This window comes from Cytobacillus sp. Hz8, from assembly GCF_042263505.1.
GTDB lineage: Bacteria > Bacillota > Bacilli > Bacillales > Cytobacillaceae > Bacillus_BE.
This window is the reverse complement of the sequence record NZ_JBHKFI010000012.1, coordinates 97,440-117,870: the sequence shown is the minus strand read 5'-3', so window position 1 is coordinate 117,870 and position 20,431 is coordinate 97,440. Positions and strand designations below refer to the sequence as shown.

The window sequence follows — 20,431 nt, the reverse complement described above, 5'->3', positions numbered from 1 at the left end:
CTCTTTTTTGTTAATAATTTAAATGATATAACGAAATACCATTTTTAATTTAATGTGATTTATACGATTTATCCTTTATATTTAATATAACAAGGAGGTAGTGTAAATGGCAAGAATCAATCAATCAAATTTTGGGAAAACACCTTTTCAAAAGCTACTTGGTTATAATACAAAAGTTATGGAAGCATGGTCTAATTTAGGAGAAATATTAGAAAAAGACGGGCTATTGTCATCCAAATTAAAAGAGCAAGTTAGAAGATCATTGGCACAAAGCAATGGTTGTGAGTATTGCAAAGCAAAAGGAAAGCCTGAGCCTAATGCGTTTGATGAAAAAACATCTGTTGCAGTAGGGTTTGCGGAGGTATTTTTGAAATCCCCCAAAGGAATGGTCCCAGATTTCGCGTTTGAAATATTAAACGAGTATTTTTCTGATAATGAAGTTAGTGAGCTTTGTGCCTTCATTAGTTTTACTACGGCTCAACAATATTTTGGGGCAGTAATGAAATTAGAACCTAACAGGTTCTAACTAAAAAAGGTAAACATATAAAAAGTTGCTTTCACGGGTGGTTTTGATTTTTTTACGACCCCATATTTAACGAAAATTCTAATCTGCAAGAAATGTTGTAAAAAAGGACAAAAGAAATAACCTAGAGGCTACTGTTAAAAAGAATGGCGGATCTAGGTTATTTTTTTATGACCATTGTAGATAATTTCCAACAATATATACGCCACACCTACAGGTTAAAAATCTAAAAGTTGCGATTCATTTTTATCCGGATATGTTAGAACCCATATTAGTATGTCCCATAGAATTTCAAGGGAATGAAGGAGTTGTTAGTTTAATGCCGAAAAATAGTTACTGGAAAGTGATTATTTTTACTTTTTTTGTAACGAAAGTAAAAAAATTGATACTAATTCTATGAGGGGGGGAACTATTGAAGGAATTTACGGAAATTTACAAACTATACTCAAGGGAATTATACAATTACATATATTATCTGACCAATGATAAAACGTTAACAGAAGAACTGGTCCAAGAAACATTTTTTCAAGCATATATTTCAATTCATCGCTTTAAGGGGAATTCTTCAATAAAAACTTGGCTGTATCAGATTGGAAAATATGTCTATTTTAAACATCAAAAAAAGAATCCAACAATATATGACGAAATTAATGAAAATAATACTGAGGTTGTGAATCTATCTTCTCCTTCAAAATTAGTGGAAAAGAAGGAAGAGAACCTTTTTTTACTCCAAGCAATCAAGCTACTTAATGAGCCTTATAAGCAAGTTGTTATTCTTCGGAGTTTTAATGATTTAAGTTTCAAGGCGATAGGAGACATATTTGTGAAAAGTGAAAGCTGGGCAAGAGTTACTTTTCATAGAGGGATATATAAATTGAGGGGAATAATGGAAAAGGGGGATAAATTTGATAAACCATTGTAAAATTATTCAAGACTTATTACCATTATACATTGACAAATTAGCGAGTGATGAAAGTCATTTATTGGTTAGTAGTCATTTAGATGAATGTGAAACTTGCAACCAAATATATAAAGATATGAAAAAAGAACCCATCCTTACTCATAAAGATGTAGAACCATCCGAGATTAATTTAAACAAAGTCATTTCTAGAATCAAAAAGCGTAGAATAATTAGTACAAGTTCATTCTTATCTTTCTTCACTATGTTAGGTTTTTTAATAGGGGGATATGTTTTTTATGCAAATAATGTCATCATAAATAGAGTTGAACCAATACCATTAACAATGAAAAATAGAAATATTGATGAAAATCCTGCTGAATATGTCAATCTTGAATCATCTTTTCTTAAATCCTATAAGATAAATAATAAAGATTTTATGCCTGGCTTTTATGATATTAAAGCGGTTGAAGGAGAAATTGAGATAGGAGGGATACATTTAGATGAAGGTCAAGAATACGTAGGTAAACAATTTTATAGCAACAACATAATTTCGGTAAGAGGAAACGGATACGCACAACTTACACCATCCAACTTCAATAAAGAAATACTAAAAAATGATACTTATTCATTCCATAACAAGTTTGGAAAATTTCAAGCGGGTGGAGAAATTGAAGCAGGAAAATATACAATACAAGTCATAAACCATTTTGAAACACCTTATTATGTTTTTGTGTCTACTTCTAACTTTGAGGAAAATTCCTCAAATGGACAAAGCTTTGACATAAAGAACTCTAAAATCTATACAATAGAAATGAAAAATGAGGAATTCATAAATATCTCAAATTGGTCTGAGAAGAAAACAGATTTAACGATTAAATTGACCAAGCTTTCAAATGAAAAATAGCTTATTTTCCCTTATTAAATGTATAGTTTTGTGAAATTAGAAGGAAAGTTTTTAATTGAAAACAGCTCCATTCAAGCGTACAAAGGAGAATTATTTATGAGCTTACTAGTCAACATTGTTCCAATGCAAGAAGCTCAATTGAAAAAAGTCTTAAAGGAAATAAAGAGCGGGAAAAGAACCTGGGAAGAAGAAAGTGAAGAAATAATCGTCAAATCCATGATAACACATATCGGATCAACTGATGGTGAACTCAGAGACCAATTGATTTATAGCTCTTTTTATCAACTAATTATCGAAAAAAATCAACTTGAGCATGAATTATTAAATGAATTATTAGATTTGTGTTTAAGTGAGTTGTTATTAAAAGGAATTGGTGAAAATGGTACTGATACGGTTTTTACAAGGTCTTTTACCTCTCTTTTAATTGCACTCATATTATATAGAGATAATAGAGACAACTTTCTCTCACAAGAGATGGTATATCAAATAAAAGATAAACTAATCGATTATATTAATTTGGAGAAGGATTTAAGGGGTTTTGTTTCGTTAAAAGGGTGGGCTCATAGTATTGCTCATGTAGCAGACGCATTTGATGAACTTGTTAAAAGTCCAAAAATAAAACAGAAGCTTTATTTAGAAATATTAAAACCACTGTGGAATAAGGTATTTGTATCTGATAATGCATACGATCATGATGAAGTTGAGAGAATTCTACAACCAATATTAGTGATGTTAAACAATGGATTGGATCCAAAAAAAATAGAAGCCTTAATACAGTCTATACCGCAAGTACTAAAAATACAGAAAGAAAAAATTGATGAAGAAAAATTTGGGTTTTTGCTTGCAAACTGTAAGTCATTTTTAAAAAGTTTTTTCATAAAGATTCATGAAAATCCGAACTTATTATCTATTCAAAAATGCATTAAAAAATGTCTTGATGAAATTTAAGAAATTCCTATTTTTTAAATTTGGCATTCAGATAGTGTCCATAGAAAAATCAATAAAAATTTCCCTATACAAAAATAAGCCCTCAACTATTCTACTTCGAATAGCCAAGGGGTTAGATAGATATTTCCAAAATCCATTCAATACGTACCTAGCTATGCCTTTTAAATATAAAGATAATGAAAAACATTACACAAGAAGTTAGCACCAAGGCTAATATATTTATAAATTTATTCGTCCTGTGTTTTAGAATCTTGAATAATATCTCATAAATGCCAATACCGATTGTTCCTCCAAGTGTATTGGCCAGTATATCAGTAATATCACTTCTTCCGATTGCGAAAACAAATTGTATAATCTCAAATGCCAGAGTAAAACCAATAATTGAAAGAAGTTTTTTCATAAAAGACCACTTACTTTTCAACATGCAAATATAGATACCCAAAGGTACAAAAATCCTTATATTGTTATACACCTCAAAAAAGACAGACTTATTAAGTGGAATCATATTAATTACTCGCACTCTGTCTATTTGATCAAAAGAAAACTGTAACTTAAAAAGAACTAACCAAATAAGTGCTAATACATAGATTATGAATAATACGAATGTCAATTTTTTATTTTCCAATATTTCTCCTCCAATTTCTTGTCACACCACCGTGAAACAATGCTGATTCGCTTATGGTCATTTCAAAAACTCACATTTGCCATGTTCGTCCAGTTGTTGTTGATACAAATCAGTTTTTTTAAATTATATCATCTTAACCCCAGCTGCTTCGTTAGGTTTAGCTAGTTCTCAACAATCTGCACCTTAACATAAAGAAAGAGCACAATTCTTGCTGGAGAATTACGCCCGATAATGGAATATTGAAAAACACAAAAACACCAAAAGTTCCTCAGTTATTGAGCTAAAGCACTCGTTGGTATTATAAGGTCAACTAGAAATGAAAATATTTCTGGTTGACCATTTAGCTTAAGTGAATAACATCACATTCATCACCGTTGAACACCATTACCACCCACTACAAATTCAAGTGGGTTAAATAATTCTTTCCAAAACTTTAGCTACTCCATCATTATCGTTTGTATCTGTTACCTCATTAGCTATGTCCTTTAGTTCACTAATGGCATTTGACATTGCAACCGCATATCCAGACATTCTAAACATCTCTACATCATTGTAGTCATCCCCAAAGACCATAACTTCAGATGGACTTACTCCATAATGGCTACATAATCTTAGTACCCCAGTTTTCTTGGAAATATTTTTATTCATTATTTGAATCAATTTACCATTATCAGTTACGATATAATTAATTTCTTCTCCAATAAATAATTTTATTTTTTCTATCTTATCAAATTCTGATAAAAGTATCTTAGTTGCTTGAATCTCTTTTAATTGTTCAATTGGTAATATATTAGGACTAAACTTCAAATTGTAAATAGAAGAGTCAGTTACTTCTTGATTGGAATACCATTTATCCTTCATCTCAACACTGATTTTACATTGTGGTAGAAATTCATTACAATAATCTAGGACCTTTGTTAATATTTCTTTCGGTATTGAATGGTGTTCTTCAAAACCTGTCTTTGTATCTAATATAAATGCCCCGTTATAGAAAACAAAAGATGAAACAGCTAAAAGTTCTTTTGGTAAAAAAGTTTTAACCGACCTTGGAGGTCTAGCCGTCGCTATTATTATTCTCTTTCCATTATTATAACAGTTTAAGACTGCATTTAGATTTCTATTAGATAACTGTTTGTTATTATTTAATAATGTCCCATCAAGGTCTAATACTATTACTGATGCTGCCAATAATTAATACCTCCTTATCTATTGAATTAATTCACAAAGCTATCGCCATAATAATTCCATAAATTGGTGTGAGAAATAATTTCTTATTACACTAAACTGCTCCGTTACTTTAAGTACGTTTCTTCACAATACCTTCCTAATTTTAGCATAAAACCATAACTGTTTTATTCAACAATCTGGTCCTTTCATGCAAAAAACGCAGATCCATACTCTGGAAATGCGCCCGTTTATGGAAAACTGTTATTCATTGTGTCTCTAAGGGAATTCAATTTGCTATTGAAGTAAATGGAGTATAATGTCAGCTATGTATGTTTCTAGCAATGCGGCTACAATGATTATCGGTAAAACAAAAACAACGTAAGTTCTTATTATCTTTAAAAATTTTTTAATAAGAGATTTTTCTCCTTTATCTTTCTTAAATATATTTCTTATTCTTACTCTAACAACTTGATTTAATTCAAAGAGAACTGCTGCAAGCAAGCAATACGCGAAAATCTCAAAAATAGAATGAGGGATGGAAGAAATTATTAGCTGAAAGCCTTTTTTAAAATCAGCTTGTAAAGCAATCCCAAAAACAACACCAAGCAAAGAATTAGTTGAAATTATATTTACTAAATATAGAAATTGTATTGGAACTAAAGCTAAGATAAACATTTGCAAAGGTACTACAAAACCGTTATGAATAATATATGACCATACTTTATCAATACCTGTAGTTTCTTTTATTTGGCTTGGTGAACTATCTCCTATCCCTTCCATTACTTCTTTTAAATCTGGATTAATTATGTAGGTTACTATTGTTGCAATAAGTGTTATAGCTGCTGCAAATATAAAAAAATAAATAGCTCTTTTTAATACGACTTTATTAGCTACATTTGTCATAGTGAACATCATAATTTAGATTCATTCTCCCCTTAACTTATCTAGGTAATATCTCATCAAATAAATGGTTCAATTCATTAATTAGATTACATTTCTTGCCTAAGAAAGAAATGTGCTTTATTTCTATTTCATGTCACGAGTTTTCATTTTATCTAATTTTTTTTTCCTTTTCTCATGAAGATATTTTCGTCCCCCATTCCACTCCGGCAAAAAGAAAAAGCAACCCCATTAATAAATAAAGGACGTTGAAGAAGGAACTATTAATTAATCTAAATGTTTTATAAATAAAACTCTGTCTTGATTTGGTCCGTCATAATTGATGTTTACTTCAATACCATCGATTTTTTTATCTCCCTTTTCAATTTTAAATCTCATCTTGGTGTGGTATGCAATTGAAACTTTGTTAACTCGAGACGTTACACAGCGGATAATATTACAGCCATTTTGTTTTACCATATTAAAAAATTGGTTGTATAGTTCCTTTCCGACATTATGTTTTCTGAATCAGGATGAGATTGGGATAGAAATCCAATTAGAAAGCCTATAATTTCCCCATTGTAATCATGTTATTGTGGGTTAAAGTGCGGGTTTATTCCTAGTTTACGGAAAAATAAAAATTAGCCTCTCTCTTTCATCATACTCTGATAGATTGTTTTATTAGTAGAAACATCCTTTTATATTAACATTAATTACCATATATTGAACCTATTTTATGAAAAATATAAGCAAATATTAGAAATGACTGTCTTCAAAAAAGTAAAAGAGTAGATGAATGTAATCTATAAATCTACTAACGAGACCAATGCTTTGATAGTTAAATTAGAAAATAGATTGAATGAAGTCGGGTGGAAGCAAGGGACGCTTATCTGCTTCCACAATTTTAAAATGCAAGGAAGAACAGAATTGCTTCATGCTGGCTCTTAACCGTTTTTCTAAAAAAACGCTCCTTTTGTGGTATTGCTTAATCTTCAAACTAAACAATCCATAGAAGGAGCTATTTTTGTATCATGGTTAAAACAAGGATCTATATAAAAATAAAATAGGATCTGTCCCCTGCTTCCTACATCTACACACCTTTGATTCAAAACAATAAAAGTAAATCTGTTTACTAAATATTCTTATTTCTCATATTATCATGCAGTATTTTACATATTAAGATATAAGACCAAATTCTTTACGGCTCAAACTTATTTTAAAATTTATACAAATAGAATTTCAAAGGATTCATTTGAAGTTCGTCTCAAAATAAAATATCAATATATATATAAGAAAGGAAGCAGCATATGGTAGACCGAATTTGTACAATAGGACCAGCTAGCTACAATAGGGAAAGATTAACTGAATTAATGGATCATGGCATGACCGTCATTCGCTTAAATCTCTCTCATGGAACTTATGAAAGCCATAATCAGATCGTCCAAACTGTTCGTTCTATTAATACAAATATTCAAATTCTTGGAGATCTGCAAGGTCCAAAGATAAGATTAGGAAATTTCTCAGAAAATAATATTACTCTTCATGAAGAGGATATTTTTCTATTAACCACTGATGAAGTTATTGGAGATAAAAATAGAGGAAGTGTTGACTACAAAGGCTTAGTTGATGATATACAAATAGGGAGTCATATTCTTATAAATGATGGGGAAGTAGAATTAACCGTAACGGACATAGATGCTAGCACGATTAAGACAATCGTGAAAGTCGGTGGAATCATTTCTTCTCGAAAAGGTGTTAACGTTCCTGGAACAACATTATCATTACCTGCTATTACTGAAAAAGATAAACAAGATATTCAATTTCTAGTTGATTTAAAAGCAGATTATATCGCATGTTCCTTTATCAGAAAGGCTTCTAATATTGAAGATATTAGCGAATTTATAAAAAAAATCACACCTCATCCTCCTAAGTTGATGGCCAAAATTGAAACACTTGAAGCCATCCATGATTTTCTAAACATCTGTAAAAAATCAGATGCCATCATGATTGCTAGAGGGGATCTAGGAGTCGAATTACCTTATCAGTGGATCCCGTTTTTGCAAAAAGCAATGATACATGAATGCAACAAAGTAAATAAATATGTTGTTACTGCTACGCAGATGCTACAGTCAATGACTGAACATGCGGTACCTACAAGAGCAGAAGTAACAGATATTTTTCAAGCTGTATTAGATGGGACCGACGCAGTAATGCTTTCAGCCGAAAGCGCTTCGGGACATTTTCCAATAGAAAGTACTGAAACACTAACGATTGTATCCCAGTTTGCTGATATTGCCAGAAAATATAATCCTTATGATTTTACAGATATGTTAAGGTTAATCCATAACGAAATTGAATGATAATAAAAACCTTATAAAATTTGCATGCATCTATATGTTTTATTACCATCAATATTTAGCAGAGTTACTAAATTGGATTTTGTTGTACTAAACATGAATTCAGCAGAGGTTCCTTATTTTATTCATTCAATCCATTCATCTACTATACGATAGCCTACTCCAATTTCAGTTAGGATATATTTCGGTTCTGCTTGGTTTTTTTCAATTTTGCGGCGAATGTTAGCCATGTTCACTCGTAATGTTCTATTTTCATTTGAATAAGGACCCCAAATCGATTTAATGATAAAGTCATGGGTCAACACTTTTCCTGCATTCTGTGTTAAAAGCGCTACAATTTTATATTCAATGGGTGTCAAATGTATTTCTTTATTTTCAACAAAAACCTTCCTTTTCTCATAATCAATGACTAAATCACCTACTGTAAAACTGCCGGTAGGAAGAGCGTCGTGATTTATACGCTTTAAACTATGACGTAAAGCAGTCCGAATACGCGCAAGTAGTTCAGGTGTACTAAAAGGCTTCGTGATATAATCATCTGCACCCAAATCCAATGCTTCGACCTTTTCACGTGAATGATCTCTAGCTGATACAACCATGATTGGTAACTCAGACCACTTCCTGATTTCTTTAAGCACATCGAGACCATCGACATCCGGTAAGCCTAAATCTAACAAAATTAAATCTGGATTATAAGAAGTCATCATCGAAATTCCTTCTTTTCCAGTTTTGGCGTTCCAAACCTTATAATGATTAGACAATAAAACAGCATTTAAAAAATCTGTAATATTTTTTTCATCTTCAATTATTAAAATCGTCAATTTATTTTCCATCGTTATCTTCCCCTTAAAATAAAGGCAGCCGAAATTGAAAAACAGCACCACCTTCTGGTAAATTAAATGCATTCATAGTACCGCCATGCCCTTGTACGATTGTCATGCAAATGGATAATCCAATCCCCATTCCCCGCGATGCATCTGGGCTTTTTTTACTATGTGGTGTATAAGGTTCAAATAAATAAGGAAACTCGTCTTCTGCAATTCCTTCACCATCATCCACCACTTCTACAAGTACATCTTTACCATCTTCTATAACCTTCACCTCAATTATAGATTCTTCCGGAGAGTGTTTAATGGCATTTTCTAATAAATTAATTAATACTTGCATAATCAAAATCGAATCCATTGGTACAAACAGCACTTTATCGGGTAATTTTATGTTAAATTTTCGATTTGGAAAACCTTTTTTTATTCGACTTATGGCTTCAAAAACGACTTCGTCAATCACTTCATCTGTTTTATTTATAGATACAGATCCATCTTGTATTTTCGTTACTGAAAGCAAATTTTCAACCATGCGGATTAGCCACTGTGCTTCATTTTTTATCGACCCTATTAATTTTAATTGGGTGCACTTATCTAGATCATCTTTATTATCTAGTACGGCCGAACTGGCTCCAAGAATACTCGTCAATGGTGTTCTTAAGTCATGTGAGATGGAACGTAATAAATTGCTTCGCATTTTTTCTCGTTCATTTTCGACCATCGCTTTGCGTTGCTCATTTGATGCTTTCTGACGATCCATTGCCATTGCCACTAATGAAGAAATAATCTGCAAGGTTAAGCGCTTATCTTGATTAAATGGTTTCTTCTTACACGCAATGCCTAAAACACCTAAAACTGTCCCTTCTGAAGAAATCGGCATATAAAAACCATCTGATCCAGCTAATGTATCCGTTCCCGAACCTGCTACTTTATTATTTAAAAAAACCCAATTGGCCACTGCTTGTTCTTCACTTGATAATAGATAATCCGCCTTGTCATCAACCGTTTTCTGAATGTAAGCTGATATCTTTCCATTATCATTTTCACAATAAAAAACCACTGAACAGTGAAACAATTGTTCAATATACTCATTTGTAACAGAAATAATATGTTTTATACCTCTTGTCCTTAACAATCTCTTATTTATATCATATAGTACTTCTAACCGTTTCTCACGTTCAATGACTAAGTGGGATTGGATCTTAGATCTCGCCGTTATACCAGAGATAATTAAAGAAATAATTAGCATAATGACAAATGTAATAAAATAATTTGGATCATGGGTCTTCAACTGGAAATATGGTGGAACAAAAAGATAATCAAATAGGAAAACGCTAATCAAAGTTGCCGCAACACCATAGAAATACCCACTTGTTATTCTGGAAATGAGAATCACAGTTAAAATGAAAATCATTGATAAATTATATTTCTCTACACCCATAGATTGAATTCCATAAGATATGAGAGTAGCTAGAAATAAAATACCCAACATTTTACTTGTATCTGTCCATGAAAACGAACTCATCCATTCCTTCAACCATTTTCTTTTCGTATTAGGTGAGTATTTCTCTTTATAATCTTTGTTTGTTAAAATATGAATCTCACTCTTATCAAGCAATTCAAATAACTTTTCTTCAATGTCTTTTTCAAATAATGATCGAAAGCGTTTCTTATTTCGGCCCTTTCCAATCACAATGTTCGTGATACCAGAAATGTTTGCATAATCAGCAATCGTTTCAGCTACATCGTCACCATAAAGAACAATAATCTTTGCGCCCAGTTTTTCTGCTAAGGCAAAATTCTTTTCAAGCATCTTCCTTTGATTTAACGAATAATTTTCTTCATCACTCGTTCTGATATATACAGCTGTCCAAGATCCGTGAAAAGCTTCTGCCATTCTTGCTCCCCAACGAATCACTTTAGCAGCAGAAGGAGACGCGCTTATGCATACGATTAATTTCATCGTTGCCGTTTTTTCAGGCTTTGTTTCATTCACCTTCTGATTCTGGCTAATATGATTAGCTAGTTTACGCATAGATATTTCACGGAGCAGTCGTAGATTTTCCTTTGACAAAAAACTCTGTTGCCCTACCTTTTCATTTTCCATGTAATGAATTTTATTTTCATTCAATCTTTCAATCAATTCCTCAGGATCAATATCGATAAGTTCAATACTATCTGCACGATCGAAAATATAATCTGGCACTGTCTCCTGTACAACAACATTCGTGACTTTTTCTACCAAATCATTTAAACTTTCAATATGCTGAACATTTACCGTAGTATATACATCAATTCCTGCTTGCAACAATTCTTCAATATCTTGATACCGCTTTTTATTACGGAGACCAACTGCGTTCGTATGAGCCAATTCGTCTACCAAAATTAACTTAGGCTTTTTCGCGAGAACAGCATTCACATCAAATTCTTTTATTTGAATATGATTAAATCTCAAGGTTTGTGGAGGAATTAAAGGCAATCTTGCTAAGAGATGATTTGTGTCAGGATATGTGTGTGGCTCCACGTACCCAACTACAACATCAACACCTTCCTTAAGTAATTCATGTGCTTCTTCCAACATGGCATAAGTTTTTCCAACTCCTTCTGCATAACCAAAGAAAATCTTTAGCTTTCCCCTTTCGTTATTCCGTTTGTCATCTATTTTCATATTTTTTATAAATTCCACTGGATCTGGTAGATAATCATCTCTCCTAGGCAAATTTCCACCTCCCTAATTGATAGTAATTAATATCATTAATGGCCATTTCTCATTTTGTACTATTTATTTACATTTTATATAATGAAAAAATACTTCAAATTAGCACTTCTCTTAAATTGTCTTCACGTAAATTTATAGAGGTTCAAAGTTATATTTAATTGATTAAGATGATGAATCTTTTCCTCCAATAAAATATATTTACTTATCATACTACTTTTCAAAACGATAATGTTGAATTTCTTTGCTGACCAAATGAATATTATGTGCATGATTAATTAAATTTAAAAATTTAATACGATCATTTTGATTTTCACAAACTTGAACATGTTCAATCCAAACAGAATTGCGTTTTTTTTGTATGCAGGTAAGAACACAAGGAAAATTCGTGCTTGATTGAAGTATAAACCATCCATCACTTAGATTTTTCCAAGGTTCCTTTATAACTGTTAAAAATGGCAGTCTCGTTCTATTACTCCAATTTTCTTTCTCCTGCTCTTTTCTAATACAATGATACACTTCCTTTATTTCAAGATCACTTCTTTGTATTAACTTAGAAAATCCTGCCTTCTGGATGGCAACATGAATGTCTTCTTCATTATCTGCAAACCAATATCCCATAATATACCTTTTTCTATTTATCAATTTCCAAACTGCACCAAACACCCTATATCTCAAAGTGTGTATATCAAGGTATCCTCCCTGAAGGCCATAATAAATGGGTGTAGAGTTATTATTGTAACTATTCTTTAGAGAAAGTAACTTCATTAGAACATCTCCCTAAAAACAACAAGAATAATTTTTTTCTATGACTTTAAAACATGTAAAATAACATTCTCAGGATGACAGAACCTAACTTGCCTATTCGTTTAGAGAATTGTTAATGTTTATGTTGATCTGCAACAACCAGTACATCCATATGTCTTACTTCTCTTAACAAGCGTTCAACAACAGAACCTTTAGTAATTTCCTCCCAGCGAGACCTTGCAGATTGACCTATAATAACTTGTGTTGCTTTTTTTTCATGCATTTCTTTTACCAACAGTCTAAATACATTTCTTCGATCTTTTGTCTCATATATTTGAAATCTACCGTCTAGCCTTTCGGTTAATTCTTTCACCTTATTTAATGTTCTAACCTCATCTTCTGTTAATGGATCATGGTCTTTTACATATGCGACATACCAAACAGCCTTTAAACGATATGAAATACGAAATCCACGACGGATTAGCCTTTCACTATCATTCCTTAGATTGGTACAAACAAAAATAACTTCTTCCTGTCTCCAAGGTCCTCTTAATGTTCCCTTTCTTTCCCAAGCCTCAAGTCGTTCATCCACATCATCCGCAACTTCTCTTAGGGCTAACTCCCTAAGAGCAATGAGGTTACCAGTTTTAAAGAAGTTATTCAATGACTGCTCTACTTTTTCCTCCGCATAAATATGTCCTTCCTTCATTCGATCACGTAAAGCATTTGGTGAGATATCAATCAATTCAATCTCATCTGCTATTCTTAAAATATGGTCAGGAACAGTCTCACGTACCCTCACCCCAGTAAATTGTTCAACACTGTCATTTAAACTTTCCAAATGTTGAATATTCATAGTAGAAATAACAGATATACCTGATGCAAGAATATCTTCTACATCTTCATATCGTTTAAGATACTTGCATCCGGGTACATTTGTGTGGGCTAACTCATCGACTAACACTACTTCTGGATTTCGCTTAATAATCACTTCTGTATCCATCTCTTCTAGAGTTGTTCCTTTATATTGGATCTTTTTCCGAGGAATTATTTCCAACGATCCAATTTGTTCTATGGTTTCACTCCTTCCATGCGTTTCTAATAATCCAATGACTATATCAATCCCCTTTTTCTTTAATTCATTTGCTTCCCTTAACATCGTATAAGTTTTTCCAACTCCTGGAGCTGCTCCAATATAGACTTTCAAAGTACCCCGATTTATTTTATCAATTTCTTTTTCCAGCTCTTTAAGGGTAAGGCGACGATACGGATTTGTTATTTCATTCTTTTTTCGTTTTGCTGGAATAACTCGTTCTCCATGTTTTTTAGCACGATCTGCAACAATAAATACATCTATATTTCTTGATTTACGTAGGATTTTATTGATTATTGAGCCATACACAATTTCCTCCCAACGAGTTCGCTTCGATTGCCCCATCACAATTCGGGTTACATTTTGTTCCGTTGCGTAATGAACAATTTGATCAGCTACTGAATCACTTTCAAGTGGTAATTCCTCAAATTTCCCTCCAACTTTCTCTACCAATTTAATGATAGAGCGCTTAAAGGTTAGTTCATCCTTAGAAAATGGATGATTTGGCTGTCGAAAGCAAACAACCAGTAAATCTCCACCTAATCTTTTAGCAGTTTGTTGACCGCGTCGAACTAGAATGGATCCATTCCAATGGTACTGAACTGTCACTAAAATTTTTTCAGTCGCACCAGAAGGACCTATCATCCCAAGTTTTCCCCTATACTCATCTAAATCTTCATTTACTTCCCCTGCTAAAAAGCGAAGTGCCAGCTCACGGAGAACTGCTAGATTGCTCCGATGGAAAATATTATCTCTCCCTCGCTTTTTCTCATGTTCATGTTCGATATCTCCTTCTTGAAGTCTCTTAAGTATCACTTCTGGAGTCACATCCAAAAGTTTAACTTCATCCGCTTGAGCTAAGACATCTTCTGGAACACTGGCATACACCTTGACATTTCCACCTGTTAATTTGTCAGCTATTCCCCTCACACCTTCTAACTCATAAATGTTAATAGTCGTAATAACACTTAAATTCATATTTAAAAGAAAGTTGATATCATCAAAGCGAGTTGGTCTGGGAGCATTGGGACGATTTCGGTGTGCTAATCCATCCACTAATACAACGTCAGGATTACGGGCAATAATAGCGTCAACATCAAGATCATGATTCACTTCCCCATTGTTCGTCCATTCTATGGATGGAACTATTTCTAAATAACCAATTTGTTCTATCGTTTTTGGACGGTTGGACGTACTAACAATCCCAATTACAGCGTCTATACCTCGTTTTTTTAGAATGTTTCCTTCTTGGAGCATGTGATAGGTTTTTCCTGATCCACTTACTGCTCCTAGAATAATTTTCAGATGGCCTCTACGGATTTTTTGTATGGATTCTAAAATTTCCTTTGGAGTCTTTCTACGGAATTCCTCTTCACTCATTCCTATCCCTCCTATTCTAATATCATTCGGAGGGGTAGAAAGCTCCCCCTCTCTTTTACTTTAACTGTTGTAATGCCATGTTTAATTCTAGAACATTAACACGTGGTTCACCAAAAATGCCTAATGCGCGACCTTTTGTATGTTTATTTATCAAAGATATTAGCTGATTTTGCGAAAGGCCGATTGCAGTTGCAATTCTTGGTACCTGAGCTTTTGCGGCCTCTGGAGATAAATCCGGGTCAAAACCAGAGCCAGATGATGTAACTAAATCTGCGGGTACTGTATCCCCAATATTTTCATTTTCTTTTTTAATCTGATTTACGTTATCTGTCATTTCCTTCATATATTTATTTGATGCAATAGCTACATTAGAACCGGCAGATGCTTTTGGATCATAGTTAGCAGCGGATGCTCTTTGATGAAACAAACCCGGGTCCGTAAAGTCTTGAGCTAAAAGCTCTGATCCTTGAATGTTTCCATTTATACTTACAAGACTTCCTTCTGCTTGCTTATGAAATAATACTTGAGCAACCCCTGTTGTAGCTAATGGATAGACTAAACCACATAGTATCATCAGGAGTATAGAAGCCCGTAACGCAATCGAAATTGACCTCATTCGTATTTTCCTCCATTCCATGTATTAAACTAAAGCCGCGACAATCAAATCAATTATTTTAATACCAATAAAAGGTACAATCACCCCACCAAGCCCATAAACAAGAAGATTACGGGAAAGAAGTCTATTCGAATCCATCGCCTTATATTTTGCTCCCTTCATCGCGATTGGGATAAGGAGAGGAATAATAATCGCATTAAAAATCAAAGCGGAAAGAATCGCTGATTTCGGCGATGACAGTCCCATGATATTTAGAGATTGCAATTGAGGGATTGCTGTAATAAATAGTGCCGGAATAATAGCAAAGTATTTAGCAATATCATTAGAAATAGAGAAAGTCGTTAAAGCCCCCCGTGTAATTAATAATTGCTTTCCAATGGCGATTACAGATAAGAGTTTCGTTGGATCTGAATCTAAATCAATCATGTTGGCTGCTTCTTTCGCTGCCATTGTCCCTGAATTCATCGCTAATCCAACATCTGCTTGTGCCAGTGCAGGGGCATCATTGGTTCCATCACCTGTCATAGCTACCAATTTTCCTTCGTCTTGCTCTCTTTGAATGGCGGCAATTTTGTCTTCAGGCTTCGCTTCAGCTATAAACTCATCCACACCTGCTTCTGCCGCAATAGTAGCTGCAGTCAACGGATTATCACCTGTGCACATAATTGTTTTTATTCCCATTTCTCTTAGTTCAGCAAAGCGTTCCTTTAGTCCAGGTTTAACTGTGTCTTTTAAATTAATAACTCCATACACTTTATTATTAATAGCCACTGCCAGAGGGGTTCCACCAGCTTTAGCTATTGTAGTTGCTTTTTCTTCAATATCACTAGGAATATTTCCTCCTTTAGCCGTTACATACTGTTTAATAGCATCAACAGCTCCTTTTCGTATTTCCATTCCATCTTTTAAATTTAAACCGGACATTCGTGTTTCTGCTGTAAATTCAACTATTTCTGCTCCAGCATATTCACTTTCATTCCAATGCACTCCCTGCTTATGGGCCAATTCAACTACAGAACGTCCTTCTGGTGTTTCATCTTTTACAGATGCCTTTAAAGCTGCAAGGGTAACTTCCTGTTGCGACATATTGGATACAGGAACAAACTCACTTGCCATTCTATTTCCAAAGGTAATCGTTCCCGTTTTATCTAATATCATGGTATTGATGTCACCAGCTGCTTCTACTGCTTTACCAGACATAGCCAAAACATTAAATTGGGTTACCCGGTTCATTCCCGCTATCCCAATAGCTGAAAGTAATCCACCTATCGTGGTAGGAATTAAACAAACGAGAAGAGCAATCAAAGTCGCTACATCTAAATTAACTTTTAAAAAGTTAGCAATCGGCACGAGGGTTATAATGACGAATAAGAAAATAAGAGTTAGTACAGCCAAAAGAGTGGTTAATGCAATTTCGTTTGGCGTCTTTTGTCGTGCTGCTCCTTCTACTAATGAAATCATTCGATCAAGGAACGATTCACCCGGATCAGTCATGACTTTAACGATGATATAATCCGATACAACCCTTGTTCCTCCAGTAACTGAAGAGAAATCCCCGCCCGCTTCCTTAATGACTGGGGCAGATTCTCCTGTAATAGCCGATTCATCAATGGAAGCAAGTCCTTCAATTATTTCCCCATCAGAAGGGATAATTTCTCCTGTATCTACTCGTACGATATCCCCTTTACGCAAAGAGGTGGATGGAATTTCCTTATATGAACCATCTTTTTGTTTAACCTTAGCCATCGTTTCCGATTTGGTTTTTCTCAATGTATCTGCCTGTGCTTTGCCTCGTCCCTCTGCGAGTGCTTCAGCAAAGTTTGCGAAAAGTACAGTAAAAAGAAGAATGAAAAAAACGACAGTGTTATATCCCCTTCCAACTGTACTAAACCCAAAAATATCTGGTTTAATTGAAAGAATAAGTGTAATAAACGTTCCAACTTCTACGACAAACATGACTGGATTTTTCATCATGCCAAGCGGATTTAACTTTTTAAATGAATCTATAATAGCTTGAGAGATAATATCTTTTGATAATGGTTTATTTTGAATAGCCATATGTCATCCTCCTTATTTATTCCTCCGCATTAGTGAAACATTCCAAGATGTTCCGCTACGGGACCTAGAGCAAGTGCCGGGAAGAAAGTTAAAGCACCGATTACAACAATAATAACCATTAGGATACCAGTAAAAAGTGGTGTATCCGTACGAAACGTTCCCGAAGTGGTTGCAATAACTTTTTTAGTAGCCAATGATCCTGCTATTGCTAACATGGCAATGATTGAAATATATCTACCTAACAACATCACTAGGCCAATAGAAATATTATAGAAGTTAGTATTGGCTGTTAGACCTGCGAAGGCTGATCCATTGTTAGCTGCTCCCGATGTAAAAGCGTATAAGACTTCTGATAATCCATGAGATCCCGGATTTAAAATAGAAGATATAGCTTCAGGCGTTATTAAGGCAATCGCTGTTGGCACAAGAATTAAAACAGGATGAATTAGTAAGGCAATCGATGCCAGCTTCACTTCTTTGGACTCAATTTTTTTACCTAAAAATTCTGGAGTTCGCCCCACCATCAGGCCGCAAATAAATACGGTTAAGATTACATAAAGTAATCCATTTAATAAACCGACCCCTTTGCCTCCAAATACGTTATTTAACATCATTTCAGCTAGCGGAACAAGACCACCGATTGGAGTTAAGGATTCATGCATATTATTAACCGACCCAGTGGTAGCGGCTGTGGTTACAGCAGTAAATAAAGCTGATTCTGAGATACCAAAGCGAACCTCTTTACCTTCCATATTTCCATGAACACCTAGTCCATTTAGAGCCGGAGTACCGTTATATTCAGCTATAGAGACCACTGAGAGAAAAACCAGAAACATAATTCCCATTGCAGCAAATATAGTCCATCCTTGACGTTTGTTCTTAACCATAACCCCAAATGCATAAACCAAAGCAGTAGGAATTAACATCATAGAGATTATATAAATTAAGTTTGTTAGTGCGGTTGGATTTTCAAATGGATGCGCAGCATTAGTACCAAAATATCCACCACCATTTGTGCCAAGATGCTTAATAGATTCTAACGATGCAACCGGACCTCTTGTAATTGTTTGTTTAACCCCCTCCATTGTCGTTGTATCTACCGCACCATTAAGTGTCTGAGGCACCCCTTGGAAGACCAAAAATAAAGCTACAATAAAAGACAATGGCAAAATTACACGTGTGATAGAACGAACCAAGTCAACGTAGAAGTTTCCAAGGTTATTCTGACGACCTACTAACCCACGAATAAAGGCAATCGCCACTGCAAATCCTGTTGCTGCAGAAGTAAACATCGGGAATGTAATAGCTATCATCTGCGATAAGTACGAAAGCGAGTTCTCTCCGCTGTATGATTGCCAGTTTGTATTTGTAATAAATGATGTAGCCGTATTAAACGCTAACGCTGGGGACATATTATCGATTCCATCCGGATTCAATGGCAAGTATTTTTGTAATCTAAAAACGACATACATCAATATCATCATGACAAAGTTAGTAAGTAGTAAAGCAAACACGTACTTTTTCCAACCCATAGCTTCTTTTTCTCGAACTCCAGTTAAACGGTAGAAAAACCGCTCAACCGGTCCAAAAAATCGATCTAATCCAGTTGTATTATAATCAAAAACCTTTACGAGATAGGTACCAACCGGCTTTACTAGCAAGCCGATGATAAGCAAAGTGACGACTATCTGTATCACTCCCATAGTCATGTTGAAATTCCTCCTATTCATTATTCATTGTTATAAAAGAAAAGCACTAGAATTTTTCAGGTTTAATTAAGACGTATAACAGATAAATAATCACAGCAACTCCAATAATTCCCGGTATGAGCATAGATAATAACCTCCTTATGCTTTTTCACTAAATAAAGTAAATCCCACAAAAAGAACAAAAGCTAATATCATGAGGCCAATAGTAACAAAATCATTATTCACTTATGTACCACCTTTCTTTTCCTCTCATTTTTTACATATTGATTTATTAAGACTTTTTTTATTCGAAGGTTCGCTTTAATTTCAAATTTCCCTTTACAGAGTAGCCATAAATGACTGGTAGGTTCAGAGTTACTAAAATGACAATTTTATTCCATCCTTTCTTTAGTATCCTTCTCCAGTTCTATTTGTGCTATACTGCTCATTCAGCAGTAGCCTGAGTTCCAGAGAAAATGATAAAAAATAGATCAATGCATACAGTTTATTCAAATGTAAAATGACCAAAATAGAACTATCCAAAAAGATTTAAACCAGCAATGCTAAACAAGCTGACAAACTACATTGACCCCACAGTCATCTTATTTCACCCCTAAACTTTCAAACAAAATACTTTTTACTACGTCATAATAACAAAACTTGGTATTAAGATGGCGCTAAGAAATACAGCAGTTGTGTTAAGATTCCATATAGATAACGCTTTCTTTTTTAGAGTAGGAGATTTTATTAAAACGGATAAGATATGTAAATTTAGAATTTATTCCCATTTATTACCAAATATTCAGACAAAATAAAACGGCTTTTGTCCGTTAGAATTCCGAGCTAAAGCCGTTGCTTGTTTCTTATTACAGTTTCTAGAGCATACTAAAAATAATCCTCTCTTCCATCTCTTCAATCTCAGAACAGAATTGAAAAATTTATTTGTTTAATGATTGAAATTGATATAAATTTATGTCTCCATTAGCATAAACTAAGGGAATAGGC

The 20,431-nt window shown here is 33.9% G+C and carries 16 protein-coding genes and 1 pseudogene; 5 read left to right on the top strand and 12 right to left on the bottom strand.

Annotated elements, in window-relative coordinates; all coding sequences use genetic code 11:
• Positions 1-106 precede the first annotated feature (106 nt).
• From ACE38V_RS15295 to ACE38V_RS15280, 4 genes are all read left to right on the top strand, one after another.
• Positions 107-526 (top strand): carboxymuconolactone decarboxylase family protein, encoded by a 420-nt coding sequence (locus tag ACE38V_RS15295; protein ID WP_375842493.1) that lies wholly within the window; start codon positions 107-109, stop codon positions 524-526.
• Between the two features lie 409 nt (positions 527-935).
• Positions 936-1,445, top strand: coding sequence for an RNA polymerase sigma factor (locus ACE38V_RS15290; RefSeq protein ID WP_375842491.1), 510 nt, complete (start codon positions 936-938; stop codon positions 1,443-1,445).
• The gene (locus tag ACE38V_RS15285; protein WP_375842489.1) at positions 1,429-2,328 is read left to right on the top strand and encodes a zf-HC2 domain-containing protein; all 900 of its coding nucleotides are present in this window, start codon (positions 1,429-1,431) and stop codon (positions 2,326-2,328) included. The genes ACE38V_RS15290 and ACE38V_RS15285 overlap by 17 nt, the downstream gene beginning before the upstream one ends.
• A 96-nt stretch (positions 2,329-2,424) precedes the next feature.
• A complete protein-coding gene (locus tag ACE38V_RS15280) occupies positions 2,425-3,276 on the top strand; it encodes a DUF2785 domain-containing protein (RefSeq protein ID WP_375842487.1) in 852 nt (283 codons plus the stop codon).
• A 148-nt stretch (positions 3,277-3,424) separates the two neighbouring features.
• Here the strand turns inward: ACE38V_RS15280 and ACE38V_RS15275 are convergent, their stop codons facing one another.
• From ACE38V_RS15275 to ACE38V_RS15260, 4 genes and pseudogenes are all read right to left on the bottom strand, one after another.
• Positions 3,425-3,901 carry a VanZ family protein gene (locus tag ACE38V_RS15275; RefSeq protein ID WP_375842485.1) on the bottom strand — a complete coding sequence of 159 codons (477 nt, stop codon included), beginning with the start codon at positions 3,899-3,901 and terminating at the stop codon, positions 3,425-3,427.
• A gap of 411 nt (positions 3,902-4,312) precedes the next feature.
• Positions 4,313-5,089, bottom strand: a complete 777-nt coding sequence (locus ACE38V_RS15270) for a Cof-type HAD-IIB family hydrolase (protein WP_375842483.1) — start codon at positions 5,087-5,089, stop codon at positions 4,313-4,315.
• A 273-nt stretch (positions 5,090-5,362) separates the two neighbouring features.
• Positions 5,363-5,971 carry a stage II sporulation protein M gene (locus ACE38V_RS15265; protein ID WP_375842481.1) on the bottom strand — a complete coding sequence of 203 codons (609 nt, stop codon included), beginning with the start codon at positions 5,969-5,971 and terminating at the stop codon, positions 5,363-5,365.
• A 264-nt stretch (positions 5,972-6,235) separates the two neighbouring features.
• Positions 6,236-6,528: pseudogene (locus tag ACE38V_RS15260) on the bottom strand (GNAT family N-acetyltransferase); the annotation flags it as partial.
• A gap of 726 nt (positions 6,529-7,254) precedes the next feature.
• Between ACE38V_RS15260 and pyk the strand changes: the two are divergent.
• The gene (gene pyk / locus ACE38V_RS15255; RefSeq protein ID WP_375842479.1) at positions 7,255-8,307 is read left to right on the top strand and encodes a pyruvate kinase; all 1,053 of its coding nucleotides are present in this window, start codon (positions 7,255-7,257) and stop codon (positions 8,305-8,307) included.
• Positions 8,308-8,429: 122 nt separating this feature from the next.
• On the opposite strand, the gene ACE38V_RS15250 is transcribed toward pyk, so the two are convergent.
• The 8 genes from ACE38V_RS15250 to kdpF all read right to left on the bottom strand — a co-directional run bounded on the left by ACE38V_RS15250 (position 8,430) and on the right by kdpF (position 19,571).
• Positions 8,430-9,137, bottom strand: coding sequence for a response regulator (locus tag ACE38V_RS15250; RefSeq protein WP_375842477.1), 708 nt, complete (start codon positions 9,135-9,137; stop codon positions 8,430-8,432).
• Positions 9,138-9,150: 13 nt separating this feature from the next.
• Complete coding sequence (locus ACE38V_RS15245; RefSeq protein ID WP_375842476.1) at positions 9,151-11,847, bottom strand: DUF4118 domain-containing protein; 2,697 nt, start codon at positions 11,845-11,847, stop codon at positions 9,151-9,153.
• A gap of 210 nt (positions 11,848-12,057) precedes the next feature.
• Complete coding sequence (locus tag ACE38V_RS15240) at positions 12,058-12,612, bottom strand: hypothetical protein (RefSeq protein ID WP_375842474.1); 555 nt, start codon at positions 12,610-12,612, stop codon at positions 12,058-12,060.
• Positions 12,613-12,724: 112 nt separating this feature from the next.
• The gene (locus tag ACE38V_RS15235; RefSeq protein ID WP_375842473.1) at positions 12,725-15,064 is read right to left on the bottom strand and encodes a universal stress protein; all 2,340 of its coding nucleotides are present in this window, start codon (positions 15,062-15,064) and stop codon (positions 12,725-12,727) included.
• Between the two features lie 55 nt (positions 15,065-15,119).
• Complete coding sequence (gene kdpC / locus ACE38V_RS15230; RefSeq protein ID WP_375842471.1) at positions 15,120-15,680, bottom strand: potassium-transporting ATPase subunit KdpC; 561 nt, start codon at positions 15,678-15,680, stop codon at positions 15,120-15,122.
• A 24-nt stretch (positions 15,681-15,704) separates the two neighbouring features.
• Positions 15,705-17,738: a potassium-transporting ATPase subunit KdpB gene (gene kdpB / locus ACE38V_RS15225; RefSeq protein WP_375842469.1), complete on the bottom strand. Its 2,034-nt coding sequence runs from the start codon at positions 17,736-17,738 to the stop codon at positions 15,705-15,707.
• A 29-nt stretch (positions 17,739-17,767) separates the two neighbouring features.
• Positions 17,768-19,441, bottom strand: a complete 1,674-nt coding sequence (kdpA, locus tag ACE38V_RS15220) for a potassium-transporting ATPase subunit KdpA (protein WP_375842527.1) — start codon at positions 19,439-19,441, stop codon at positions 17,768-17,770.
• 52 nt (positions 19,442-19,493) lie between these two features.
• Complete coding sequence (gene kdpF / locus ACE38V_RS15215) at positions 19,494-19,571, bottom strand: K(+)-transporting ATPase subunit F (RefSeq protein WP_375842526.1); 78 nt, start codon at positions 19,569-19,571, stop codon at positions 19,494-19,496.
• Positions 19,572-20,431: the final 860 nt, after the last annotated feature.